This window comes from Actinomycetota bacterium (genome assembly GCA_005888325.1).
Taxonomy (GTDB): Bacteria; Actinomycetota; Acidimicrobiia; order Acidimicrobiales; family AC-14; genus AC-14.
On sequence record VAWU01000062.1, the window covers coordinates 189,386 to 213,105 of the forward strand.

19 protein-coding genes and 1 pseudogene are annotated in these 23,720 nt (G+C 71.5%); 10 read left to right on the forward strand and 10 right to left on the reverse strand.

Annotation, left to right across the window (positions count from 1 at the left end; genetic code table 11):
* The 3 genes from E6G06_18525 to E6G06_18535 all read right to left on the reverse strand — a co-directional run.
* On the reverse strand, positions 1-869 hold an 869-nt coding region (locus E6G06_18525; protein TML87572.1), incomplete at its 3' end, for a CoA transferase.
* The gene (locus tag E6G06_18530) at positions 847-1,686 is read right to left on the reverse strand and encodes an enoyl-CoA hydratase (GenBank protein ID TML87534.1); all 840 of its coding nucleotides are present in this window, start codon (positions 1,684-1,686) and stop codon (positions 847-849) included. The genes E6G06_18525 and E6G06_18530, both read right to left, overlap by 23 nt.
* A 13-nt stretch (positions 1,687-1,699) precedes the next feature.
* The gene (locus E6G06_18535; GenBank protein ID TML87535.1) at positions 1,700-2,887 is read right to left on the reverse strand and encodes an acyl-CoA dehydrogenase; all 1,188 of its coding nucleotides are present in this window, start codon (positions 2,885-2,887) and stop codon (positions 1,700-1,702) included.
* A gap of 16 nt (positions 2,888-2,903) precedes the next feature.
* On the opposite strand from E6G06_18535, the gene E6G06_18540 reads away from it, so the two are divergent.
* Positions 2,904-3,980, forward strand: a complete 1,077-nt coding sequence (locus E6G06_18540; protein ID TML87536.1) for an acyl-CoA dehydrogenase — start codon at positions 2,904-2,906, stop codon at positions 3,978-3,980.
* A gap of 56 nt (positions 3,981-4,036) precedes the next feature.
* Here the strand turns inward: E6G06_18540 and E6G06_18545 are convergent, their stop codons facing one another.
* Both E6G06_18545 and E6G06_18550 read right to left on the reverse strand, forming a co-directional pair.
* Positions 4,037-5,470 carry a cyclohexanecarboxylate-CoA ligase gene (locus E6G06_18545; GenBank protein ID TML87537.1) on the reverse strand — a complete coding sequence of 478 codons (1,434 nt, stop codon included), beginning with the start codon at positions 5,468-5,470 and terminating at the stop codon, positions 4,037-4,039.
* Between the two features lie 10 nt (positions 5,471-5,480).
* Positions 5,481-6,764 (reverse strand): butyryl-CoA dehydrogenase, encoded by a 1,284-nt coding sequence (locus E6G06_18550; protein TML87538.1) that lies wholly within the window; start codon positions 6,762-6,764, stop codon positions 5,481-5,483.
* Between the two features lie 87 nt (positions 6,765-6,851).
* Here E6G06_18550 and E6G06_18555 point away from each other — a divergent pair, with 87 nt between their 5' ends.
* The 3 genes from E6G06_18555 to E6G06_18565 all read left to right on the forward strand — a co-directional run bounded on the left by E6G06_18555 (position 6,852) and on the right by E6G06_18565 (position 11,581).
* The gene (locus tag E6G06_18555) at positions 6,852-8,681 is read left to right on the forward strand and encodes an acyl-CoA synthetase (GenBank protein ID TML87539.1); all 1,830 of its coding nucleotides are present in this window, start codon (positions 6,852-6,854) and stop codon (positions 8,679-8,681) included.
* A gap of 22 nt (positions 8,682-8,703) precedes the next feature.
* The gene (locus tag E6G06_18560; protein TML87540.1) at positions 8,704-9,840 is read left to right on the forward strand and encodes an acyl-CoA dehydrogenase; all 1,137 of its coding nucleotides are present in this window, start codon (positions 8,704-8,706) and stop codon (positions 9,838-9,840) included.
* A 133-nt stretch (positions 9,841-9,973) separates the two neighbouring features.
* Complete coding sequence (locus tag E6G06_18565) at positions 9,974-11,581, forward strand: DUF2029 domain-containing protein (protein TML87541.1); 1,608 nt, start codon at positions 9,974-9,976, stop codon at positions 11,579-11,581.
* 69 nt (positions 11,582-11,650) lie between these two features.
* On the opposite strand, the gene E6G06_18570 is transcribed toward E6G06_18565, so the two are convergent.
* Positions 11,651-12,367 carry a hypothetical protein gene (locus E6G06_18570; GenBank protein TML87542.1) on the reverse strand — a complete coding sequence of 239 codons (717 nt, stop codon included), beginning with the start codon at positions 12,365-12,367 and terminating at the stop codon, positions 11,651-11,653.
* On the reverse strand, positions 12,364-12,879 hold the full coding sequence (locus E6G06_18575; protein ID TML87543.1) for a hypothetical protein: 516 nt from the start codon (positions 12,877-12,879) through the stop codon (positions 12,364-12,366). The genes E6G06_18570 and E6G06_18575 overlap by 4 nt, the downstream gene beginning before the upstream one ends.
* A 34-nt stretch (positions 12,880-12,913) precedes the next feature.
* Between E6G06_18575 and E6G06_18580 the strand changes: the two genes are divergently transcribed.
* Positions 12,914-13,282, forward strand: coding sequence for a nuclear transport factor 2 family protein (locus E6G06_18580; GenBank protein TML87573.1), 369 nt, complete (start codon positions 12,914-12,916; stop codon positions 13,280-13,282).
* A gap of 34 nt (positions 13,283-13,316) precedes the next feature.
* Here the strand turns inward: E6G06_18580 and E6G06_18585 are convergent, their stop codons facing one another.
* Entirely contained in the window at positions 13,317-15,797 is a 2,481-nt protein-coding gene (locus E6G06_18585) for a hydantoinase/oxoprolinase family protein (GenBank protein ID TML87544.1), read from the reverse strand.
* Positions 15,386-17,188, reverse strand: a complete 1,803-nt coding sequence (locus tag E6G06_18590; protein TML87545.1) for a hydantoinase B/oxoprolinase family protein — start codon at positions 17,186-17,188, stop codon at positions 15,386-15,388. Before E6G06_18590 ends, E6G06_18585 begins: the two co-directional genes overlap by 412 nt.
* Positions 17,189-17,279: 91 nt before the next feature.
* Here E6G06_18590 and E6G06_18595 point away from each other — a divergent pair, with 91 nt between their 5' ends.
* Positions 17,280-18,062, forward strand: a complete 783-nt coding sequence (locus E6G06_18595; protein TML87546.1) for a hypothetical protein — start codon at positions 17,280-17,282, stop codon at positions 18,060-18,062.
* A 12-nt stretch (positions 18,063-18,074) separates the two neighbouring features.
* Here E6G06_18595 and E6G06_18600 read toward each other — a convergent pair whose 3' ends face one another.
* Positions 18,075-19,904 carry a hypothetical protein gene (locus E6G06_18600; GenBank protein ID TML87547.1) on the reverse strand — a complete coding sequence of 610 codons (1,830 nt, stop codon included), beginning with the start codon at positions 19,902-19,904 and terminating at the stop codon, positions 18,075-18,077.
* A gap of 151 nt (positions 19,905-20,055) precedes the next feature.
* On the opposite strand from E6G06_18600, the pseudogene E6G06_18605 reads away from it, so the two are divergent.
* The 4 genes and pseudogenes from E6G06_18605 to E6G06_18620 form a co-directional block, all read left to right on the forward strand.
* A pseudogene (locus E6G06_18605) lies at positions 20,056-20,513 on the forward strand (RNA polymerase sigma factor).
* On the forward strand, positions 20,510-21,106 hold the full coding sequence (locus E6G06_18610) for a methylated-DNA--[protein]-cysteine S-methyltransferase (protein ID TML87548.1): 597 nt from the start codon (positions 20,510-20,512) through the stop codon (positions 21,104-21,106). Before E6G06_18605 ends, E6G06_18610 begins: the two are co-directional and overlap by 4 nt.
* Before the next feature lie 50 nt (positions 21,107-21,156).
* Entirely contained in the window at positions 21,157-22,347 is a 1,191-nt protein-coding gene (locus E6G06_18615; protein TML87549.1) for a thiolase family protein, read from the forward strand.
* A gap of 481 nt (positions 22,348-22,828) precedes the next feature.
* On the forward strand, positions 22,829-23,720 hold an 892-nt coding region (locus E6G06_18620), incomplete at its 3' end, for a DUF222 domain-containing protein (GenBank protein ID TML87550.1).

The following is a 23,720-nucleotide window of genomic DNA, read 5'->3' on the forward strand; positions in this document are numbered from 1 at the left end:
CGTCCCATCGCTTTGCACAGGCGACGGAAGTTGGCGTCGGACCCGGCCACGATGCACACGTACTTGCCGTCCGCGGTGGGGTAGTTGTCGAGCGGCGCGCTGTTGGCGAGGCGATTGCCCTCGCGGCCGCGGACGAGACCGAGGCGGTCGTGGCCCGCGACCGTCCACTCGAGGATGCGGAGGATCGCGCCGTAGAGCGGCGCGTCGACGACGCGTCCGTGTCCGGTGCCGTGCACGTCGCGGTCGTAGAGCGCGGCGATCGCGGCCTCCGCCGCGAAGGCGCCCGTGAGGTAGTCGGAGACGGTCACGCCCGGGCGGACCGGTGGCCGGTCGGGGTAGCCGGTGAGGTGGAGCAGTCCGCCGTAGCCGATGCCCATGCGGTCGAGGCCGGGTCGCTTCGAGTAGGGCCCGTCCTGGCCGAAGACCGAGATGCGCACCCACACCAGGCGCTCGTCACAGTCCGCAGGCCCGACGTGCCAGCCCTCCATGGTGCCGGGGCGGAAGTTCTCGCACACGACGTCGGCGGTGGCGACCAACCGGCGGAACAGGTCCTGGCCCTCGGTCCGCCGGAGGTCGCAGGTGACGCCCTTGCGGCCGCGCCCCTCGACCGCCCAGAAGAGCGAGTACGGCTCGTCACCCGACCCCTCGCGCGGCGCCGCGAACGGCCCGATGGTGCGCATGAAGTCGCCCCCGCCGGGCTGCTCGACCTTGATGACCTCGGCGCCCAGCTCACCCAGCAGCCCGGCGCAGAACGGGGCGGAGATGCGCGTCCCGGCGTCGACGACCCGCACGCCGTCGAGCGGGCCCTGCCGGTGGCCTCCCGCGCCGGCCGCGAGCGTCACTCGGTCACTCGGGTGTGTCGCCGCGATCGCGGTCGGCGAAGACCTCTTTCATCGACGTCTTCTGCTTGCGCGCCTCGAGCGCGTTGAGCGCGGTCGCGGTGTTGTGGGTCCAGTGGTGGGCCATGAAGTGGTACTTCCACGACTGGCGCTTTCCCTGCAGCTCGCCCACGTTGTTGATCGAGGCCTTGACCACCTGAGCCGTCACGGGCGGCACGAGCGCCACTTTGCCGGCCAGCTCGCGTGTCGCGGCCATGAGCTCGCGTCGCGGCACGACCTTGTTGACGAGGCCGAGACGCCAGGCCTCTGCGGCGTCGATGCGGTCGCCGGTGAGCAGGAACTCCTTGGCCTTGCGGATGCCGAGCTCCCACGGCTCGACCAACAGCTCGACGCCGGCACCCGTCATGCGCAGCACCGGGTTCTGGAAGACGGCATCGTCGGCGGCCACGATGAGGTCGCACATGCAGGCGAGCATCAGGCCCGCGGCCACGCAACTGCCCTGCACGGCGGCGATCGTCGGCTTGCGGAAGTCGTGAATGCGCATGCAACGGTCGAAGTACATGACCTTCTCGTGCTGGAACTTGCCCTCGGGCGTGGCACGCATGGCGACCCACGCGTCGGGCGCCTCCTGGCCGACGAGGGCCTTGAGGTCGTGGCCCGACGAGAAGTGCTCACCGGCACCGGCGAGCACCACCACGCGCACCGCGTCGTCGGCGTCGGCCTCGTCGAAGGCGGCGTCGAGGTCGTCGATCAGCGCGGTGTTCTGGGCGTTGGCGACCTCGGGCCGGTTCATCGTGATGGTGGCGACCGCCCCGTCGACCTCGTAGAGCACGGTGTCGTAACCCATGGCGACCAGTCTCCTATGTCGCGGCCGGCTCGCGCGGGAGGCCGAGCACCCGCTCCCCGACGATGTTGCGCTGGATCTCGTTGCTACCGGCGAAGATCGACGCGGCCTGGTAGTAGAGCCACGACCGCTGCCACACGCCGTCGCCCGGATTGTCGGCGGCTCCCTTCCACAGCGGCGATGCCGTGCCGAGCACCGACATGGCCGTGTCGTGCAGCCGCTTGGTCATCTCGCTCCAGTAGAGCTTCAGCGCACTGCCCTCGGGCCCCGGCTCGCGGCCCCGCTCGAGGCGTGAGAGGGTGCGCCAGTTGTGCAGCTGGAACAGGCGCACCTCGACGTAGGCCTGGGCCAGCCGCTGGCGCGTGCGCCAGTCGTCGAAGCCACCGCGCCGCGCCGCCATTCGCAAGAGCTCCTCGAGCAGCTGCGTGTGGATGACGAGCTGGCGCGGGCTCGTGCCCCGCTCGTGCGAGAGGGTGGAGTTGGCGACGCGCCAGCCGTTGTTCTCGTCGCCGATGAGCTGGTCGCGTGGCACGAACACGTCGGTGAGGAACACCTCGTTGAACTCGGCCTCGCCGGTGAGCTGCACGAGCGGTCGCACCTCGACGCCGGGTGCGCGCATGTCGACGACCAGATAGGAGATGCCCTTGTGCTTCGGCGCGTCCGGGTCGCTGCGGGCCAGGCAGATGCCCCAGTCGGCGAACTGGGCGTACGACGTCCACACCTTCTGGCCGTTGAGCACCCATCCGTCGTCGGTGCGCGTGGCACGCGTCGACACCGACGCCAGGTCGCTGCCCGCTCCGGGCTCGCTGAAGAGCTGGCACCACAGGTCGTCCGCGGAGAGGATGCGCTTCAACCAGCGGTCCTTCTGCTCCCGCGAGCCGTGGGCGAGCAGCGTGGGGCCGGCCAGGTTGATGCCGATGCGGCCGACCAGCTCGGGCGCCCGGGCGCGAGCGAGCTCCTCCTGCACGATGTAGTGCTCGGCCGGGCCCGTTCCTCGGCCCCCGTGCTCCTCGGGCCAGGCGACGCCGACCCAGCGCCCCGCGGCCAGCTCGGCCTGCCACGCGCGGAGGAACGACACCTCCTCGTCGAGGTCGACGAAGCGCGGCGGTAGGCCCACGCCGTACTCCCACGGCAGGTTGGCGCGCAACCAGTCGCGCAGCTCGCGACGGAAGGTGTCCTGTGCGGGCGTCGGCGACAGGTCCATCTCGGTCAATCATGACATGGCCGTCATAGACTCGGTCTCCCACGCGGCCGGGAGCGGGAGCATGGATTTCGACCTCGACGAGGATGAGCTCGCGCTGCAGCGAGCGGCAGGCGACCTGCTCGACGCGCGTTCGTCGCCGCAGCAGGTTCGCGCCGCGATCGCCGGTGACGTCGGATACGACCGGGCCCTGTGGAAGTCGATGGTCGACCAGGGTTGGATGGGCGTCGAGCTGGACGAGAAGCGCGGCGGCCTGGGCTTGGGCACGGTCGCCGCCGCCGTCCTGCTCGAGCAGGTGGGGCGCCACGTCGCGCCGGCGCCGTTCCTGCCGAGCCTCCTGGCCCTCGGCGCGCTCGCCCGGGCCGCCGACGACGGTGTGCGCGGCGCGGAGCCGTGGGTCGAGCAGCTCGTGTCGGGCAGCGCCATCGGGTGCGTGGCATGGGGCGACGGTCCGGTCGTCGCCGCCCCGGTGGCCGACGTCGCAGTCGTCATCGGCGACGGCGTGACCGCGGTCGACCTGACCGCGGGTGCACGCCCGAGCCGCGAGCCGGCGATGGACCTCACGCGTCCGCTGGGGTGGTTGCGCGCCGACGCGGGCCCCGCGCTGACGCTGGGCGGCCGCGAGGCGGCTGACGCGCTCCTCGACTTCGGCGCCGCATACGTGAGCGCGGAGATGCTCGGCGGCGCGTCTCGAGTGCTCGAGCTCACCGTCGAGTACGCCAAGGAGCGCGTGCAGTTCGGACGGCCCATCGGCAGCTTCCAGGCGGTGAAGCACCGCTGCGCGGACATGCTCGTCGACGTCGAGGGCATGCGCTCGACCGCGTACCACGGGGCCTGGTGCCTCGGAGCCGCCGAGCCCGACGCGTCGGTCGCCGCGTCGACCGCCAAGGTGTGGTGCTCCGACGCCTCGCGACGGGTGATGGCGTCGGGCCTGCAGGTGCATGGTGGCATCGGCTTCACCTGGGAGCACGACCTGCACCTGTACCTCAAGCGGTCGCAGCTCGATCAGGTCACGTTCGGCGACGCGGCCTATCACCGCGACCGCATCGGCCGGCTGCTCCGCCCGCGCGTCGAGGCGGGCGACAGCATCCTCTGACGTCCACCCCCAGCCGTTCTCTATACGATCGGGGTGGTCAGGGCCCCCTGGATCGTTCAGAGAACGGTGGGGGAGGTGGGGGAGGTGCGGGCGCGCGCCGCGAGCGCGGCGCGGTCGGGCTTGCCGGCCGCCATGAGGGGGAGCGCGTCGAGGAGCACGATCTCCTCGGGCCACTTGAACTTCGTGACGCCGCGAGCGGCGAACCAGGTCCGGCACTCGGTGAGGTCGAACGGCGCGGACGTCACGACGAAGGCGACGACGCGTTCGCCGAGGCGGGCGTCGGGACGGCCGACGGCCACCGCCTGGCGCACCGCGGGGTGCGCCTCGAGCACCGACTCCACCTCGGCCGCGGCGATGTTCTCGCCGCCGCGGATGATCACGTCCTTCACCCGGCCCACGACCGTGAGCCAGCCGTCGTCGATGGACGCGAGGTCGCCGGTGCGGAACCAGCCCCCGCGCGTGTGGGCCGCGAGCGTCTGCTCGACGTCGATGTAGCCGACGAACAGCTCCGGGCCCCGGAGGAGCAGCTCTCCGGAGCCGCGGTCGACGCGCAGCTCGACGTCGCCGGTGGCGCGGCCGTCCGTGGCACGGGCGCGTTCCGGGGGGTCGCCGCGGTGGCTGGTGGTGACGGTGGGCGCTTCGGTCGAGCCGTACGTGCGCTTGACCGTGCAGTCGAACGCATCGGTGGCCTCGTCGACGAACGCGGATGTCACCCCCGCGCCACCGCTCGAGATGAGCCGGAGCGACGCCACGCGGTCGCGCGCGAACCCCGAATGGGCCATCAGGTCGACGAAGAAGGTGGGCGGCCCGATCATGAACGTGATGCGCTCGCGCTCGATGAGGCGCAGCGCGTGTTCGGGGTCCCACCGCGCCATGAACACCGCGCGCATGCGGGCCGCGCGGGGCAGGAGGCATCCGTTGAGCAGGCCGGAGATGTGCGCGAGCGGCGCCGGCATCAGCACGGCGTCGTCGGGCCCGAGCCCGTGGACCGATGTCATCAAACGCGCCTTCCACGCGAGCCCGCGGTGCGTGTGGAGGGCGGCCTTCGGCGTCCCCGTCGAGCCCGAGGTAAAGAGCACGACGGCGACGTCGCCGGGCCGGGCCGCGGGCTCGTGCACGGGCTGGGCGCCGGTAGCGAGCAGCCGCTCGACCTCCGACCCGTCGGTGATCGTCACGCGTGGGCTCAGGGTTTCCAGCGCGCGTTCGACGTCGGCCCGGCCGGCGAGGGCGTGGAGGGGCGCGGCCGTGGCTCCGAGGCGCCAGCACGCGAGATACAGGAGTCGCGCTTCCTCTCCGTTCGGCAGCTGCCAGGCGACGACGTCGCCGCGCCTCGCTCCTCCGGCGCGCAGCGCGCCGGCGAGCGCGGCCACCCGAGCGGGCACCGGGTCGCGCTGCGCCCAACGCAGCCCGTCGAGCGTCGGACCGTCCCACGGGCCCCCGGGCCGGCGATAGTCGGCGGCGCGCCGGTGGGTCAGCGTGGGGCGGAGCACGATCCCCGCGTTACGTCAGGGGGTTGCGCCACACACCGCCCGCCGGCGTGCGGCCGCGCAACAGGTTGGCGCCGATGTAGTTGCGCTGCACCTCGACCGTGCCCGCACCGATGCACAGACCGCGGATGTCGCGGTACATCCGCTCGACCGGGTACTCGCGGCTGTAGCCGTAGCCGCCGAGCAGTTGGATCGCCTCGTCGCAGACGACCTTGGCGGCCAGGTTCGACGCCGCCTTCGCCATCGCCGTCTCGAGCGCCGGGGGCGTGCCGTGGGGACCGGCCAGCGCGACCGCCCGGTAGAGCAACAGGCGGGCGCCCTCGAGCTGCATCGCCATGTCGGCGATCTTCCACTGCAGGCCCTGGAGGTCGGCGAGCGCGCGTCCCCCGACGACGCGCTCGTTCATGTAGCGGATGGCGTGCTCCAGCGCGCCCTGCGCGGCGCCGAGGCACATGGCGGCGTTGCCGCATCGCTCGTGGTTGAGGTGCGAGAGCAGGACCTTGAACGCTTCGCTGCTCCCGGGCTCGCCGACGAGCAGCACGTCGTCGGGGGTGACGGCCACCTCGTCGAATGCCAGCTCTGCCTCCGCGCATCCGCGCAGGCCCATCTTCTTGTGGATGCTGGTGACCGACACACCGGGCGCGGTGAGGTCGACGACGACCGCGCCGATGCCCTTGGCGCCGTCGCCGCCGGGGAACCGCGTCCACACGAGGCACGCGGCCGCGTGGTGACCGCCGGTCACGTAGTTCTTGTAGGCGCTGAGCTTCCATCCACCGTGGCCGTCGTCGACGAGGCTGGCGCGCATGAGGTTGGCGGCCGAACCCGGCTCGGTGATGCCGATGCAGAACAGGCCCTCGCCCGACGCGGCCAGCGGCAGCCATTTGTCGCGGAGGGCAGGCGAACCCAGGTGCTCGATCGCGCGCGGTGGTCCGTTGAAGATGAGCTGGGCGAGGATCGCACTCGACACGTCGGCCCGGGCGAGCTCCTCGAGCACGATCGCGGCCTCGACGTCTCCCAGGCCCGCCCCGCCCCACTCCTCGCCGACGGTGATCCCGAAAAGAGCCGCCTGCTTCAACGCGTCCCACGACGCCTGCGGGAACTCCTCGGTCTCGTCCCAGTGCTGAGCACGTGGCGCCAGCTCGCGCTCGGCCACCTCGCGCGCGAACTTGCGCAGCGTCGCCTGGTCCTCGGTCTCCGCGAACGGGTCGACACCTGACACGCGGGTCAGCGTACCTTCGGGCGCCGCGCGCGGGGTTCGGGCGCGTGCAGACTGCGGCGTGGCGAGCGACCGTCGCACGAGCGATCCCGCGCCCCGCCTCGACTACCGGGTTGTCCTGCACGACGGCATCTGGGCACCGGCGCGCGTCGACGCGGCCTACGACGCATGCCCGCGCGTGGGGGACGGGGGCGGGCACGGTGTCGAGCGGTGATCTCGGCGCCGGCCGCTAGCGTGACGGCCGTGTCAGGTTCGAACATCCCGGCGCCCGGGGAGGCACCGCTGCCCGCCGCGAACGCAGCCGCGCTCCTGCGACGCAACGCGTCCGATCCACAGATCGGACATCGGCCGGCAGTGCGCTTCGGTGACCAGATGTGGACCCACGCCGAGTACCTCGTCGAGTCGTGCCGCTGGGCGCAGCTGTTCCTCGCCCGCCGGGTCGAGGGCCGGCCGTTCCACGTCGCGGTGTTGCTCGACAACACCCCGGACTACCTCTTCGCCCTCGGCGGGGCCGGGCTCGCAGGTGCGACGGTCGTCGGACTCAACCACACCCGGCGGGGTGAGCAGCTCCTGCGCGACCTCGTGCACACCGACGTCGGGCTGATCGTCACCGAGCCCCGCCACCAGCAGCTGCTCGAGCCCGTCGTGGACCGTCTCGCGTGGGGTGACGGCCGGGTGCTCGTGTCCGGCCGCTTCGCGGATGACGAAGACCCCCCACTCTCGATCGGTGATCCGCTCGAGCCCGCGCTGGCAGCCGTGGGCGGCGACGATCCGGGCCTCGCACCCGACGTCGACAGCCTCTGGGCGCTCATCTTCACGTCGGGCACGTCCGACGCGCCGAAGGCCGTGCGTTGCTCGCAGCGCCGCATCCTGGTCACCGGCAACCGCATGGGGATCATCATGGACATCGGGCCCGACGACGTGGGGTACGTCGCGATGCCGTTGTTCCACTCCAACGCGGTCATGGTCGGGTGGGCGCCGTCGATCGTCTACGGAGCGTCGATCGGGCTGGCTCGGCGCTTCACCGCGTCGGGCTGGCTGGCCGACGTGCGTCACTACGGTGCCACCTGGTTCAACTACACCGGCAAGCCGCTCTCGTACGTGCTCGCAACACCCGCGCGTCCCGACGATGCCGACAACCCGCTGCGCGTCGCGTTCGGCAACGAGGGCTCGCCGCAGGTCGTCGACGGGTTCGCGCGGCGCTTCGGCGTCCAGGTGATCGACGCCTTCGGCGCGACCGAGGGGGGCATCGCGGTGAACCGCACGGACAACCCGCCGCCGGGCGCGCTCGGCGTCGCGGGCACTTCGGTGAAGGTCGTCGACGACGACGGCAACGAGCGCGCGCCCGCGCGCTTCGATGGCGATGGAGCGCTCCTCAATGCAGAGGAGTGCGTCGGCGAGATCGTGAACACCGCGGGTGCAGGGCCGTTCGAGGGCTATTACAACAACGACGAGGCCAATGCCAGGAGCACGCGCAACGGCTGGTACTGGAGCGGCGACCTCGGCTACCTCGACGACCGTCGCAACCTCTACTTCGCGGGACGAACGGCCGAGTGGATCCGCGTCGACGGCGAGAACTTCCCTGCCGGGCCCATCGAGGCGGCGGTCGCCCGCCACCCCGACGTGGTCGTGGCCGCGGTGTACGGAGTTCCCGACGAGCAGGCCGGCGACCAGGTGATGGTCGCGCTGGTCCTACGCGACGGAGCGGTGTTCGACCCCGTCGCGTTCGCGCGCTTCGTCGACGGTCAGCCCGACCTGGGGCCGAAGTGGCGGCCGCGTTACGTCCGCGTCGGTCGGGTGTTGCCGCAGACCGCCACCAACAAGGTGCTGAAGCGCACGCTCGTGCACGAGAAGTTCCGGGGCGACCGCGTCGGCGCCGACGACCTGTGGGTGCGCGAGCGGGGCGCCGACGCGTACCGTCGCTTCGCACCCGACGACGAGGCCGCGTTGCGCAAGCGCTTCGAAGCCGCCGGGCGTACCCGGTTCTGGGACCTGTGACCGCACTGCCAGCCGCGCTCTGATGGACCTGTCCTTCACGGCCGACGAGCAGGCGTTCGCCACGGAGATCCGCGCCTGGCTGGCCGCCCATCTCGAGCAGCCCCCCGCTTTCGCCTCCGACGAGGCCGAGGTCGCGTGGGGACGGCAGTGGCAGGCGACGCTCGCCGACGCGCGGTGGGTGGGCATCCACTGGCCGTCGGAGTACGGCGGTCGTGGCGCGTCGCCGGTGCAGGTCGCGCTCTTCAACGCCGAGTACTCCCGGGCGCGTGCGCCCCAGCTCGTCAACCGGGTGGGGGTGAACCTGGCCGGGCCCACGCTTCTCGCCCACGGCACCGACGAGCAGAAGCGGCGCTGGCTGGCACCGCTGCTGCGCGCGGACGAGATCTGGTGTCAGCTCTTCAGCGAGCCCGACGCGGGGAGCGACCTGGCGTCGCTGACGACCCGCGCCACGCCGGTCGACGGGGGTTGGTCGGTCTCGGGCCAGAAGGTCTGGACGTCGTATGCGCAGTTCGCGCGGTGGGGCATCTGTCTCGCTCGCACCGACCCGCACGCCGCGAGGCATCGCGGCATCTCCTATCTCGTGGTCGACATGGAGGCCGACGGTGTCGACATCCGGCCCCTCGTGCAGATCACCGGCGAGGCCGAGTTCAACGAGGTCTTCCTGGACGACGTGTTCGTACCGCACGACCACCTCGTCGGCGATGAGAACAACGGCTGGGCCGTGGCCAACACGACCCTCGCCCACGAGCGGGGAACGAGCTTCCCGTTCAAGGAGCAGGTGGTGCACGAGGTGTACCTGGCCGAGCTGTACTCGGACGCAGCGCGCGCCGGTCTGCTCGACGACCCCAAGGTGAGCGACGAGCTCGTCCAGGCCTTCGTCGAGCTGCGCGTCCTGCGCCTGCACAACTGGCGGACGCTTTCTCGCCTGGCGCGCGGTCACGAGCCGGGGCCCGAGTCGAGCTGGGTCAAGCTGGCCTGGACCGACATGACCCAACACCTGTCGGAGTCGGCGCTCGACGTGGTCGGACCGTCGGCGCCGCTCACGGGCAGGTGGCAGCGCCAATGGCTGTGGAGCAAGGCGGCCAGCATCGCCGGCGGCACATCCGAGGTGCAGCGCACGATCATCGCCGAGCGCCTGCTCGGGTTGCCGAGGGGTTGAGCGCGAGCTCAGCTCGCGGGCCAGGGACGCGGAGACTGGCACCCACGCCGCGGGGTGCCTTGAATCGGTCCCGGGCGGGTACCACAATGACTCGCCGCTGGCCGACGTCGCGTCAGCCCGGTCACCCCTAGCGATGCGCACGTCCCCTCCAGCCGGCTTTCGCAGCGCCCCGACACGATGGGCGCGTCGAGTCGACGCGGCATTCACCACCTTCGTCGCCCGCGGTGGCGACCCGGGAGCGGACGCGTCGCCCCGTCCGTGGGCCGAGGCGCGACGCGAGCTGCTGGCGCCCGCGGTCCACGGTGCCCTCGCATTGCTCGTTGTCGCGGCGACCGCGACGCACCGGGACACCATCTTCCGGGGCCGGCGCCTCCTCGACTGGCCGATCAGCGTCCCGCTGATCTCCCAGGGCGGTGACCTGCGTAAGTGGGTGTGCCTCGTCGGGTTCTTCGGCGGCATCGCGGTGCTCTGCTGGGCCTGGGTACGCATCTGTCGGGCCGTTCGGCGCGGTGGCGTGCGCCCCGCCGTCGTCATCGCCATCTTCGGTGTGTGGTGCCTGCCCCTGCTGGCCGCGCCGCCGCTGCTCGGGCGCGACGCGTATTCCTACAACGCGAACGGCGAGCTCATCGCGCGTGGGCTCGACCCGAACCACAACTCGCCTGCCGCGCTCGGCGACTCCGACCCGTACGACGCGGTGCACCCGGCGTGGCGCCACACGCGATCGCCGTACGGGCCGCTCGCGCTGCGCATCGGGGCCGTCGCGGTCGCGCTCGCGGGACACCGCATGAACCCGTCGGTGATCGCCATGCGCCTGGCGGCGGTCGCCGGCGTCGTCCTCATGGCGCTCGCGCTGCCGTCGCTGGCCAGGCGCCTGGGCCACGACCCCGGTGACGCGCTGGCCCTCGCCGCCCTGAACCCGTTGATCATGCTCAACATCGTCGGCGGGACCCACAACGACGGCATCATGCTGGGCCTGTTGGTGGCCGGTCTCGCGGTCGGGCTGTCGGGGCGGCGGGTCACGGGCATCGTGCTGTGCGGGTTGGCGACCGGTGTGAAGCTGCCCGCCGCCGGCGGCGTGCTCCTGCTCGGTTGGGAGTGGGCGGGCCGGGACGTACCGGTGCGCCGGCGCCTCCTGCCGGTCGCCGGCGCGGGTGCCATCGGCCTGGGTACCCTCGCCCTGACGACGTGGTTCTCCGGGCTGAGTTGGGCGTGGGTCGCCGCGCTCGGCATCCCGTCACGCGCCAACGGGTTCATGGCGCCGGTCAACGCGCTGGGTTACCTGCTCGGGTCGTTCTCGGGGATCGACACCGACACCGCCATCGGTGTGACGCGCGCGCTGGGGCTGCTGGCCACGATCGGTGCGGGCGTGCTGTTGTTCTGGCGGAGCGCGGCGTTGGGTGGCGTGCGCGCTCTCGGCATCGCGCTGGCCGTCTTCGCGATCCTCGGCACGACCCTGTTCCCGTGGTATCTGACGTGGTGCGTCGTGCTGCTCGCGGCTGCCGGCCCACGGGCGCTGCGCGGGCCGCTCATCGGCGTGTCGATCGGGATGTGCTTCCTCGTGACGCCCGTCGGCGGCGTGATCCTCGACAACTTCGCCGGCGCGGCCAAGGTGGGGATGGCGTTGCTCACCGTCGCGCTCGACGTCGGCGTCGCGTGGGCCATCACCCGCGCGTGCTCGCCGGCCCAGCCGCGGCCGGCGCGGGTGCCGGTCGCGGTCGCCGCGGAGGGCGACGCGGCCTGAGCGCTCGGCCTGCCATCTCGACGGTCTGCAGCACGGAGTCTGCCCATCGTGTGGACTCGTGTGGACGAGTCAGGTGTCGGTCGGCGGGTGCGGGTACACGCTCGGGTGATCCGGCGTGATGCCCGCCGCGAAGAGCTCGCGGTCGGCGCGCGCCTCGCGGGTGGCGTCGGCCGCGGCCGACACCGTGGGGCCGTCGTCGACGGCCGTTTGCAACCGCGAGGCCACCTGGGCCCACGTGCTCGCGGCGCACTCGCCGAGCACCCGTCCCGATGCCCCGCGCACGTGGATGAAGTAGGGCGCGCCGGGCACGCCGTAGCCCGCCCACGCCGCGGTCGACATCACGACGGGCACGTCGGGCGGGGCGAGGGCCAGCACCCTGGCCGCGCTCTCCGCCTCGGGCCCCTGCGTCGCGATCACCAACCGCGTCTGTTCCGGTAGCGAGAGCCTCGCGGTCTCAGGGAACGCGTCCCAGAAGCCGTGACAGGTGATGCACCCGCTCGAAAGGAAGGCGATCAGCGTGTCGTGCGGCGCGCCGACGACGCGGACGGCGATTGCCTCGCCGTCCGGGGTGGTTCCCACCACGTCGAACGCGGCGTCGGCGCCGGCGCGCGGTCGGACGACACGGGGCTCGACCCGGAGCTCATCCGCGATCTGGCCCCCACCTTCGACATCGACGCCGAGCCGGTGGAGGGCGCGGAGGATCTCGGCATGGCTCCTGAGCAGCCCGACCACGAGGAGGGCGAGGAGGAGGAGCGCCACGCCTTCGATGACGATCAGCGCGGTCACGTCGCCCTCCGCGCCGTCCTGGGCAGGACGGTCAACGCCAGGTAGCCGAGGTAGGTGCACGTGGCGGTCAGCACGATGAACGGTGCACCGCCGAGGGGCTGGTCGCCCAGGAAACCGCGCCAGTCGCTCCCGCCGCCGGCCGCCACCCCGAAGGCGACTGCCGCGGCAGCCACGTCGAGCACCACATGGACCGGAGTCGCGGGCGTGTCGGGCTCGCCGAAGCATCCGCAGGAGCTGACCGCCCCGCCCCGCGCGAGGGCGAGCAGCACGAAGGCGGCGAAGGCGAGGTAGGACACGCCGACGAGGAGCGCGAACACCGGGTGGCCGCTGGTGAGGGCGCCGACGGCGACGACGACCTCGATCGCCCCGAAGGTGCGAACGAACCCGACCGAGGCCGGCAGTCCGACCGCGCCGAGCGCGTTGGCCGTGGGACCGGGTCGCCGCCACTTCATCACGCCGCCGACGGCCAGCAGAACCGCGGCGGCGGCGTACGGACCGGCCATCCCTCCCATACGGGCAAGCTACCAAGGGGGCATGATGGACGAGATGATCGATCAGGAGACCCGATCCACGCTCGACGCCGTCGACCGCTTCAACGAGGCGTTCAACCGCCACGACGTCGACGCGGTGATGGCGTCGATGACCGACGACTGCGTGTTCGAGAGCACGTCACCGCCCGACGGCGACCACTTCGACGGCCAGGCATCCGTCCGAACGGTCTGGGAGGGCTTCTTCGCGTCCACCCCCACCGCGAACTTCGCGGCGGAGGAGCAGTTCGCGGTGGGCGATCGTTGCGTCGTGCGCTGGCGCTACACCTGGGAGGAGAACGGCGAGCCGCGCCATCTGCGCGGCGTCGACATCCTCCGGGTGCGCGACGGCAAGCTGGCCGAGAAGCTCGCCTACGTCAAGGGCTAGCCGTTACCTCGCTTCTACGACAAGAACGCGGCTCCTAGAGGGAGATGTCGTAGTTGCCGTGCTGGTCGAGGCGGGCGACGTTGCCGGGAGCGAGGACGACGACGGTGAACGGCTCCTCGATGATCGCCGGTCCCTCGACGGTCGCGCCGGGACCCAGCGCGACCCCGTCGTACACGGGTGAGTCGACGAACTCGGTGCCGAACCAGACCCCTCGACTGCCCTTGCGCGCCTGTGACGCGTCGACCGTCGAGCCCGTGCGCGCCAGCGCGTCGGGCTTCGGCGTGCTGCCGCTCGCGACGAGCCGCACGCCGCGCAGGAGGGGCTGCTGGTTGGGGAACGAGAAGCCCCGATCCGACGCGTGCTGATCGTGGAAGCGGCCCGCGAGGTCGAGCAGCCCGCCGTCGCCGAGCGATGTCCCCTCGGGCACGGGCACGCTCATGTCGAAGTTCTGGCCGGGGTAGCACATCTGCGCGAACAGTTGCGTCTGCACGTGGCCTTCGCCGAGGTTGGCCGGCTCGAGCTCCTTGTCGGCCTCGTCGAGCATCTCGCTCATCAGCGTCCGCACGCGCGCCACGTCGACCTGTGACAGCGGAACGACGTACGCGCGCTGGAGGTCGATGAGGTAGTCGGCGACGAGCAGGCCGAGGGCGGAGAACGCAGGTGCGGATTTGGGCACCAGGATGCGCCGGATCCCGAGCTCCACGGCCTGGGCCCACGCGTGCACCGCACCGTTGCCCCCGTACGCGATCATCGCCATCGTGCGGGGGTCGGCGCCGTGGGTCGAGAGCACGCGGCGTACCGCGTTGGCCATGTTGGCGTTGACGATGCGCTCGATGCCCCAGGCCGCGTCGATCACGTCGAGCCCGAGCGGCTTCCCGACGTCGCGGGTGATCGCGGCGCGCGACGCATCGACGTCGAGGGTCATGCGCCCACCGGCGAAGCCCTCGACCGGCAGGTAACCGAGCAGCGCGTCGGCGTCGGTGACGGTCGCACGGGCTCCGCCGCGGCCATAGCACGCGGGACCGGGCTGGGCGCCTGCGCTCTCGGGCCCGACGAGGAGCGCGCCCTGGCGCACAGAGGCGATCGACCCGCCGCCCGCGCCCACGCTCTGCACGTCGACCATCGGCAGCCCGATGTAGTACCGGTAGCGCCAGTTCCAGTCGGTCTTGATCTCGGGGGCGCCGCCCCGCACCAGGCAGACGTCGTACGAGGTGCCGCCCATGTCGACGGCCACGAAGTCGCGGACGCCGCTGCGACCCGCGGCGACCGCCGCGCCCATCACGCCACCGGTCGGCCCCGAGCCGAGGAGCGACACCGCCTTGCGGGCGACGTAGTCGGGCGGCATGACCCCGCCGGTCGACTGCATGATCAGCATCTGCCCTGCGTAGCCCGCGGCTCGCAGCTCGTCGGTGAGGTGGCGTGTGTAGTGCGCGATCCGCGGGGCGACGTACGCGTTGACGAGCGTGGTCGACGTCCGCTCGAACTCGGGCGCACGCGGCAGCACCTCGTGTGACAGGGAGATGTGCTCGACGTCGGGGAACTCCTCGAGCACGAGCTCGCGCGCCCGCAGCTCATGGGAGGGGTTGGTGAAGCTGTGCATGAACAGCACCGCGATCGACGTGCAGCCCAGCTGCCGCAGGCGCCGCACGCCCTTGCGCACCGCGTTCTCGTCGAGGGGAAGGACGACGCGGCCCTCGAAGTCGACCCGCTCGGGGATGGGAATGCGCGCCCGCCGGCGGGCGATCGGCAGGGGAGCGGGATACGACGGGTCCCAGATCTCCTCCTTGTGCACCCGGCGCATCTCGATCTCGTCGCGGTGACCGCGGGTGACGAGGAGCCCGGTGCTCGCGCCCTTCATCTCGATCATGGTGTTGTCCGCGATGGTGGTGCCGTGGACGAGGGCGTCGATGCGGGCGCAGAAGTCGGCCGTGGACAGCTGTGCCCGTTGCGCGAGGAGGGCAATGCCCTGCATCACCCCGACCGACTGGTCGTCGGGGGTGGTCGGGGTCTTGTCGAGCAGGACCTCGCCGTCCGGCGTGACGCAGATGAGGTCGGTGAACGTGCCGCCGACGTCGATCCCGACGCGGTACCCGGCCGGGCCGGTCACCCGGGTCGGCGCGACGCCCGTAGCTGCTCGGTCGCGGCCCCGTCGACCTCGAGCGTGAGGTCGTCGAGCGAGCCGGTCAGCACCACCCCGTAGTCGCGCTCGGCGCCACCAGCGCTCACGTACTCGTCGAGCACGTCGTCGAGCACAGCCTGCGGGTCGCGGTCGAGGGGATCGCCCCAGCCGCCGCCGCCGCCGTAGTCGTAGACGATCGTGTCGCCCGCCTCCATCGGCACCCAGTTGGCGGTGTGCTGGACGACGTAGCGGTCGTCGCGGTTGGCCCGGATCACCAGCTGGTTCGGCGCGCCCGGCTTGCCGCCCGCGATGCCCGGCATCGGGTACTTCATGCCGACGACGTAGGTGTAGACCTTGGCGGGCACGCGCACCTCCTTCACCCAGTGGCTGCCGCACAGGCCGCGCCACTGGCCGGGCCCGCCGGAGTCGGTGCGGTAGTCGCGCTCCCATTGGATGTGCGGGAAGAGGCTCTCGTTGATCTCGGCCGTCGCCTTCCAGAGGTTGCCGAAGCTGGCCGCCTGGGCACCCCAGGCATCCATCCCCTTGGCCGCGTTGCACCAGCCCGCGTAGACCTCGGTGGACGGGTCGACGAACGGGCGCCCGGTGCGCGGGTCGGTGCCGGCGATCGTGGTGGGGATGCCGGTCTTGTAGGTCTGGGGCACGGCCTTGTCGGGCATCACGTATTGGAACGCGAGCGCGATGACCTCGCCGATGTCCGCGCCCGGGTGATGGGTGCCGGCGCTCACCGGCTTGCCCGCCGGTGGGTTCAGCACGCAGCCGGGCGGCACGTTGAGCTCGATGGAATCGAAGAACCCCTCGTTCTTGGGGATGTTCGGGTCCATCATCGAGGCGATCTGCGCCACGGTGTAGCCACGCGTGTTGCCGAACGTCGACCACGCCTGGATCTCGGTGCGCATGTCGGAGCCCGCGTAGTCGATCTTCAGGCGATCGCCGTCGACCGTGATCTTCACGTGGATGTGGATGTCGGGGTGGCCGAGGGGATCGTGGTCGACGTAGGCGTCGGCCTCGTAGACGCCGTCGGGCCAGGCGGCCACCTCTTCGCGGAAGCGTCGTTCCGCGTAGTCGATCATGAAGTCGACCGACTCCTCGACCGCACCCGCGCCGTAATGCTCGAGGATCTCGCCGAGGCGTCGCACCGCCATCTGCGCGGCGCCCACCTGCGCCCGGAGGTCGCCGACGTAACCCGGCTGGCGGTTGTTGACCTGCAGCGCGTAGAGCACGTCGCGCCGCTCGACGCCCCGGTCGATCACCTTCACGACCGGCCACCGCACACCCTCACCCCAGATGTCGGCGGCGGTCACGTTGTAGCCACCGGGCACCGCGCCGCCCGTGTCGCCGTGGTGGCACTGGATGCTCGCCACGAGCACCAGCTTCCCGTCGACGTGGACGGGTGCGAAGACGTTGTAGTCGGGCAGGTGTCCGCCGCCGTGGTACGGGTCGTTGGCGACGAAGACGTCGCCCGGGCGGAACTCGTCGGCGCCGAGGAACTCGAGCGCGAAGCGCACCGGCAGCGTCGAGGTGAGCATGAACTGGGGGATGCCGACCGACAGCGCGGCGAGGCGACCCTTGGCGTCGATGATGGTGGCGTTGCGCTCGTTCGACTGGTTGAGGATCGGCGTGGTGGCGGTGCGCGAGACGTAGGTGGCCATCTCCCAGCACACGGTCTCCATCGCGCCCCGGATGACCTCCGCGGTGACCGGGTCGACGGTGACATCGACCGCGAGGCGACCTCGGTGACCTGCCAGTTCGACCAGATCGACGTCCATAACCTGACCCCCTTCGGGATCGCTCCCATGCAGCCGCTTCGGTGGATCCTGAAGCTGACGCCTGTGTCATCGAAGTCTACACTCGCCCTCCATGAGCGAGCAGCAGCGAGAGTTCAAGGACATCCGCAAGGGGGGGTCGTCGGAGACGGAGGGCGCGCTCCCCGTCGACGAGTTCATGGCCGGGCTCGAGGCCCTGCAGGCCGAGATCGCCACCGAGAAGAACGTGGTCTGGGAGCGGGTGGCGGACGGGACCCTGTCGCTCGAGCTGCTCAAGCGCCTGGCGAAGGAGTACTACTTCCTCGGCGTCCACTACACCAAGGAGTTCGGCTCGATCGTCTCCAACGCGCCCGACACCGAGGCGCTGCAGATGGAGGCGAGCGAGCACTTCCACCACTGGCTGCAGAACCTCGCGGACGAGACCGGCTTCACGGGCGACCACAACCACGTCGACATGAAGGTCGACTGGGCCCACGAGCTCGGCGTCACCGACGAGGAGCTGCTCACCTACCGGCCGATGGCCGAGACGGTCGGCGCGGTGTACACCACCCTCTACTACATGCGGCGCTCCTACGAGGAGGGGCTGGCCGCCTTCGGGTGGGCCGGGGAGCGCTTCGCGGCCTCCACCAACTACGCCCTCATGATGTACGAGGGCATGCGCGACCACTACGGCATCGAGGTCGAGAACTTCCGCGTGCACGCGTACGCCGAGGCCGACCACGGCGACGCCGCCGACTACCTCCTCCGGCAGGTGGTCGTCACTGCCGGCCAGCAGCGCCGCGTGCGGCGCACCGTCGAGCACGTCCTGCTGTGCCGCAACGCGCGCACCGCCGCCCTCAACCGCTGGCTCGACGAGCCGGGCGCCCTGCGGCGCTGAGCCGACCCGCCTTCAGGTCGCGGGCCGGGTCTCGAACACCGCAACCGCGGAGCCCAGGCGGGTCTGCAGCGGGATCCGCAGCTGCAGCCAGCCCCTGTCGGTGAGGCGGCCGGCTCCATGAGCGGCGTCCGCCGCGGCCAGGCGCGCGAGCACCCGCGCCCGCTCAGGCATCCCGAGGGTGCCGTGATAGGCGAGCAGCCGCAGATCGGCCCGCCGCATGAAGACCTCGACGTTGAGGTCGGTCACCACCCAGAGGTCGGCGCGCACCCGTCCCGTCCTGTGAACGCGGTGCTCGCCGTAGATCCAGCCCTCCGACTTGTCGACGCGCGCCGCGACGCCCCGGCGCTCGAGGTTCAACACGAGCCCGGACAGGAAGAAGCTGGCCCCGAACGAGGTGGCGCGGAGGGTGACGTCGCCGTCGCCTCTCGGCAGGCGTGCGAAGACGCGCGGCCCGAGCGCCGCCACGAACGACTCCTCGGGTTGCTGGGGAGTGCCGGCGCGCGCCGCGCCGACCGAGCTCACCGTGGCGAGGACGACCAGCGTCGACACCGCCACCGGGACGCACCAACGGGCCGCCACATTCGCCCTCCGGTCGAAGACCGTCACACTCGGCCTCCGGTCGAAGACCGTCACACTCGGCCTCCGGTCGAAGACCGCCACCCACGCGGCCCACGCCACGACGACGAACGACGTCATCGCCAGCATCCACGTCCACCGGACGCGGTAGGCATACACGGGCCCGATGACGCGCGCGACGGACACCACGCCGAGCGCGGCGGCCACGGCGAGCGTGGCGAGCAACCGCCGCGCGTCGGAGATCCGCCGGCGCCACAGCACGAACGCGGCGACGCCGAGCGGGACGAGCAGCACCGGAAGCGGCGGTGAGTCGAGCACGCGCGGCTCGGAGTTGGCCGGGTTGGGCCGGTCGGCCCCCGTCAGCCACTCGGGCGTGACGCCGAACTGGCCGGCGACGACGCGGTAGCCGTCCACCAGGTTGTGGGTGGCGCGACGACCCGGCGGCTCGCGGAAGTACTGGTAGACGCGGTCGAGGTTGCCGGGCGAATGCAGGGTCTGCTCGACGAGCGGCGGCGCCCACATGACGGCGAGCACGCCGGCCGTGACGAGGCCCACCCGCGCCAAGCTCGGTCCTCCGCCGGCGCCGCCGTGACGGCCGAGCACGAGCAGCCACGCACCCCCCCACGCCAGCAACGGGAAGACCATCGGCACGTACCCGACGTGGGTCTGCGCACAGAACGAGGCCACGCCGGCGGCCAACGGCAACGCCCATCGCTCGCCGCAGGTCATCGCCCAGGTGAGGAAGAGCAGCAGGCCGAACGGCAGCACGGGGATGTACGGGTTCCAGACGTCGTGCAGGAAGTCGGCGCCGAAGGCGCGCATGACGAGCGCGCACCCTACGAGCGTGCAGAGCATCAGGGCCGTCCCCTGCCGGCGCTTCGCCACCAGCGCCATCCCCGCGATCGAGGCGCCGTTGATCGCCAGCGCCCCCAGGGGCAGCCCGATCGAGGAGCCCGCGGCGAGCCGGTAGGGCACCGCCAGCAGGTAGAACAGCGCGGGGCCCGGGTGCGACCAGTGGTCGCGCGAGAAGAGTCCGATGAGCACCGGGTGGTGTCCGACGTCGCGAGCGTGCATCTCGATCGTGGCCTGGTCTCCGTACGCCGTGTACGCGCGCCCGACCCCGACGAGCAACGCGACAGCCGACACGAGGAGCGGTGCCAATGTCAGCGCGAGGAGGAGCCGGTTGCGCCGGCGCACGCCGAGCCGGGCGCGTCGCGTCTCGGCGGGCGGAGCGGGCGGGGACGCCGGGCGACGGAATGTGGGCACGACGATGGCCATACGGTAACCGGGGAGGGCGCCGGGGCACCCCCGCGCGGGTACTGTGCACGCGCATCTGCGACTCGACCGCTCGATCTGGTCCTGGCTCGCGGGTTGACCTCACGAATCTCGGTCGCGCGCCGTTGAAGAGGGCATGAGCCTGCCGCCGTTCCAGCGGATCCTCGATGCGCACGCGCCCCACGTCCAGCGCTTTCTGGTCGCCGCGGTCGGGCGGGACGACGCCGACGACTGCTTCCAGGAGACGTTCCTGTCGGCGCTGCGGGCCTATCCGCGTCTGCGCCACCGCACCAACCTGCGTGCCTGGGTGCTGACGATCGCGCACCGGAAGGCGATCGACTCGCACCGCGCCCGGGCGCGGCGCGCGACGCCCACCGGGAGCGTGCCCGAGCGACCGACGAAGGAGGTCACCGATCGCGATCCCGCGCTGTGGGCCGCGGTGCGGGCGCTGCCACCGATGCAGCGGGATGCCGTGTGAACGACCTGCCCCACGCCGACATCGGCACCGTGCTCGGCTGCTCGGAGGAAGCCGCCCGCCGCAACGTGCACGAAGGCGTGAAGAAGTTGCGATCAACGGATATGGAGGAATGGAGCGCATGAACGAACTCGTCGCCCGGCTGCGCGCCGGCCGGAACGTCCCGAACGCCGACACCGGCCCGTTCGTCGACCGGGCCACGGCCGACGGCCTGCTCGACGTGGCGTACGCGACCGTCGACTCGCCCTTCGGGCCCCTGTTGGTCGCGGTGACGCCGACGGGCCTGGTGCGACTCGCCTACTCGGACGAACGCCACGACGCCGTGCTCGACGACCTGGCCGCGAGGCTCTCGCCCCGGGTCCTCGAAGCACCCGCCCGGCTCGCCGGGGTCCGCCGCGACCTCGACGAGTACTTCGCGGGTCACCGTCGTGGCTTCCGCATCCCGATCGACTGGTCGCTCACCTCCGGCTTCGGCCGCAGGGTCCTGCGTGCCACCTCCAAGATCCCGTTCGGCGGGGTCTCGACCTACCGCGAGATCGCGGCCGCGGCCGGCAGCCCCAACGGGTCGCGCGCCGCAGGCAACGCGCTGGGCAACAACCCGATCCCGATCGTCGTGCCCTGCCATCGCGTGCTGCGCACGGGCGGCGGCCTGGGTGGCTACACGGGCGGTGTGGACCGCAAGGAGCGGCTGCTGCACATCGAAGGGGTGCTGCTCTGACGCTTCCCGACCGGCCTGCCCGCGAGGCGAGCCTGACTACCATGTCAGGGATGCCCGAGGTTCGCGAAGCCGTCATCGTCGACACGATCCGCACTGCGTTCGGAAAGCGCAAGGGCGCGCTGGCCCACTGGCACCCGACCGACCTGCTCGGCCACACGCTGAAGCACCTGCTCGAGCGCAACGATGTCGACCCCGCGGTCATCGACGATGTCGTCGGTGGGTGCATCACCCAGTCGGGCGAGCAGGGCACCAACGTCACGCGCAACGCCTGGGTCGCGGCGGGTCTCCCGTGGCGGGTGCCGGCCACCACCGTCGACCGTCAGTGCGGGTCGTCGCAGCAGGCGGTCCATTTCGTGGCGGCCAGCGTCATGGCGGGCATCTACGACATCGCGATCGCGTGCGGCGTCGAGTCGATGACGAACGCGCCGCTGGCATCGAACGCGCGCGGCGGCCGCGGTCCGTTCAGCGCCGACTTCATGAGGGTGATCGACGGCCGGTTGTGGGCCCAGTTCCGCCAGGCGCAGGTGCTCGCCGACCGGTTCAAGATCACGCGCGAGGACATGGACGAGTACGCGCTCGAGAGCCACCGGCGAGCCGCGGCAGCAACCGACAGCGGTCACTTCGCCAACGAGGTCCTGCCCGTCCCGATCAAGGATGAGGACGGTGCGCTCACGGGCGAGGTCCTGAGCGCCGACGAGGGCATCCGGCGCAACGGAACGATGGAGTCGCTCGCCGCGCTGCCGTCCGCCCAGAGCTGGGAGCCCGAAACCGCCCCCGACATCACCGCGGGCAACTCGTCGCAGATGACCGACGGTGCCGCGGCCATGCTGATCGCGAGCCGCGAGACGGCCGAACGACTCGGCCTGCCGGTGCGCGCCCGGCTCCTGCATTTCGCGGTCGAGGCGGAGGACCCGGTCGTCACGCTGTCGGCGCCCAACCCGGTCACCCGCAAGCTGTTCGCCCGCACGGGCTTGAGCACCGAAGACTTCGACGCCATCGAGTGCAACGAGGCGTTCGCGTCGATCGCGCTCATGTGGGCGCGCGAGTTCGTGCCCGACATGGCGAAGTTCAACGCACGCGGCGGCGCCATCGCCATCGGGCACCCTCTCGGCGCGAGTGGCGTGCGCATCATGACGACCCTGCTGAACCAGCTCGAGGCGACGGGTGGGCGGCTCGGGTTCCAGACGATGTGCGAGGGCGGCGGCCAGGCCAACGCCACCGTCATCGAACGCGTGTCGTAGATCTTCCGAGAGCTCCGAAAATTCTGAATTCATCTACCTGCGCCAGCACTGCACACTTCGGGCCCCGCAGATCTCGATGCACCTGCTCCGCTACCACGACATCGCCATAGGCCCCTCCGGCGTGTGGGGCCGATCCTCAAGCGGCTCGACATGAACCGGTTGCCGCCCTCGCAGCGCTACAAGCGCCACGATCGTCGCTGGAAGCGCTACGAGGAGCAGCTCCCGGGCAATCGGCTCCAGGTCGACGTGAAGTTCATCGAGCCCATCGGTGGGGCTCCGCAAGAAGCACTACCGGTTCGCCGCCATCGACGACTGCACCCGGCTACAGGTGTGAACGCTCCGAAAGATTCTTTCCGATAATTCTCCCGGAGCGCGCAGAAAGTGCTTGCAATCGAACACCTGTTCGACTATCGTGAGGTCGACGCTTCCCCGCGAATCAGTGGATCCGCCTGTGGCGGGATCCCTCTGTTCGATTCCCTCGGTGTCCGCGGGAGAGGCGATGTCGGTGCTCCACGAGCTGCAGGCGGCGGTGGCGACGCAGCGGCGCGTCCTGTCCGCGCTCGAGCCCGGCTGTCTCAGCGGTTCCGACGCGCTGCGTCTGTTGGAAGTCATCACGGAGGGCGAGCGGGTGCTGGCGGCGGGGCGCACGTTGGTGGCCAAGCGGGTGGAGGAGTCCAACGTGTGGCGCCAGAGCGGTGAGCGCAGCGCCGCCCACTTCATCGCGCACAAGACGGGCACGAGCGTGGGGCGCACACAGGCGGCGCTGGAGACGGCCGAACGCTTGGCACAGCTGCCCGCCACCGCCGAGGCGTTCCGCGCCGGAACGATCTCCGAGGTCCAGGCCGAGGCGGTCGCCTCCGCCGCCGCACTCAGTCCCACGGACGAACCGCGCCTGCTCGAACGCGCCGGGCGCGACACGGCGAAGCAGCTGCGCGACGAGTGCCGGCGGGTGCGCCACGCCGTGACCGACGAGCGCGCCCGCTACGCCGCGATCCGCGCCGAGCGTCACCTGCGCACCTGGACCGACGGCGAGGGGGCGTTCTGCGGTGCCTTCCGCACCACCCCCGACGCGGGGGCGAGGATGCTGCTCGCCTCGACGCCGAGATCGACCGCGTGTTCAAGGGGGCGCGGGCCGAGGGCCGGCGCGAGCCCCACCAGGCCTATGCGATGGACGCGCTCGAGACCCTGGTGTGTGGGGGTGGGGGTGGCGGTACGCGCTCGAAGCCCAAGGCCGAGATCCGAGTCGTGGTCGACTATGCGGCACTGGGGACACACCGTGGCGGGCGAGGCGCGTGAGATCGAGGGCCTGGGGCCGGTGCCGGTGGCGGTGGTGGAGTCCTGGAAGCACGACGCCTACCTGCGCCTCATCGTCA

Excerpts from the sequence above, each read along its gene's own strand:
- E6G06_18565 (TML87541.1), top strand. The coding sequence starts at position 9,974 with ATGCGCACGTCCCCTCCAGCCGGCTTTCGCAGCGCCCCGACACGATGG.
- E6G06_18555 (TML87539.1), top strand. The coding sequence starts at position 6,852 with ATGCCCGCGCGTGGGGGACGGGGGCGGGCACGGTGTCGAGCGGTGATC.
- E6G06_18580 (TML87573.1), top strand. The coding sequence starts at position 12,914 with ATGATCGATCAGGAGACCCGATCCACGCTCGACGCCGTCGACCGCTTC.
- E6G06_18540 (TML87536.1), top strand. The coding sequence starts at position 2,904 with ATGGCCGTCATAGACTCGGTCTCCCACGCGGCCGGGAGCGGGAGCATG.
- E6G06_18535 (TML87535.1), bottom strand. The coding sequence starts at position 2,887 with ATGGACCTGTCGCCGACGCCCGCACAGGACACCTTCCGTCGCGAGCTG.
- E6G06_18560 (TML87540.1), top strand. The coding sequence starts at position 8,704 with ATGGACCTGTCCTTCACGGCCGACGAGCAGGCGTTCGCCACGGAGATC.
- E6G06_18575 (TML87543.1), bottom strand. The coding sequence starts at position 12,879 with ATGGGAGGGATGGCCGGTCCGTACGCCGCCGCCGCGGTTCTGCTGGCC.
- E6G06_18610 (TML87548.1), top strand. The coding sequence starts at position 20,510 with ATGAACGAACTCGTCGCCCGGCTGCGCGCCGGCCGGAACGTCCCGAAC.
- E6G06_18530 (TML87534.1), bottom strand. The coding sequence starts at position 1,686 with ATGGGTTACGACACCGTGCTCTACGAGGTCGACGGGGCGGTCGCCACC.
- E6G06_18590 (TML87545.1), bottom strand. The coding sequence starts at position 17,188 with ATGGACGTCGATCTGGTCGAACTGGCAGGTCACCGAGGTCGCCTCGCG.
- E6G06_18615 (TML87549.1), top strand. The coding sequence starts at position 21,157 with ATGCCCGAGGTTCGCGAAGCCGTCATCGTCGACACGATCCGCACTGCG.
- E6G06_18595 (TML87546.1), top strand. The coding sequence starts at position 17,280 with ATGAGCGAGCAGCAGCGAGAGTTCAAGGACATCCGCAAGGGGGGGTCG.